Source organism: Vibrio sp. 1978 (genome assembly GCF_033344345.1).
Map to the genome: position 1 here is coordinate 1 of NZ_JAWPOP010000389.1, position 749 is coordinate 749.

Annotated in this window: 1 protein-coding gene; it reads right to left on the reverse strand. The window is 52.3% G+C overall.

Features of this window, described 5'->3' with window-relative positions:
• The coding region (locus tag R8N49_RS26795; RefSeq protein ID WP_318190408.1) for a TRAP transporter fused permease subunit at positions 1 to 749 on the reverse strand (749 nt) is incomplete at both ends.

A 749-nucleotide genomic window follows, 5' to 3' on the forward strand; every position in this document is an offset into this window, starting at 1 on the left:
CATCAAAAACGCTGCCGCGCCCATGATTGGCGGGGTGAGCTGACCATTGGTTGACGCTGCCACTTCAACGGCACCCGCTTTTGTGCCCGGGAAGCCGACTCGTTTCATCAATGGAATGGTAAAAGTACCCGTGGTTACGACGTTTGCGATCGATGATCCTGAAACCAGACCCGATAGACCAGATGCGACAACGGCGGCTTTAGCTGGGCCGCCTTTCATATGACCAAGTAGAGAAAATGCGACTTTAATGAAGTAAGCACCCGCACCCGCACGCTCTAGCATCGCGCCAAACAGTACAAACAAGAATACGAAAGAAGTGGATACACCTAACGCAACACCAAATACCCCTTCGGTGGTTAGCCACAGATGCGACATCGCTTTACCTAAGCTTGCGCCTTTGTGGGCTATGACATCTGGCATGTATGGGCCAGCAAACGTGTAAGTCAGGAACACGGCGGCCACAACCATTAGCGGAGGCCCTAATGCACGACGAGTCGCTTCAAGTAGCAATATCATGCCAACGACCGCAACCACAATATCGGCAGTGGTGGGAGCGCCGGAACGTCCTGCGAGTTCGGTGTAGAAAAGGTAGATATAGGCAGCCGAAAAGCTACCCGCTAACGCGAGAATCCAATCCACAAGAGGAATGTGATCACGCGGAGAGTTCTTCATTGCTGGATAAGCAGTGAAGGCCAAAAATATCGCGAAAGTGAGGTGAATCGCTCGCGCTTCAGTGTCATTCAGTACGC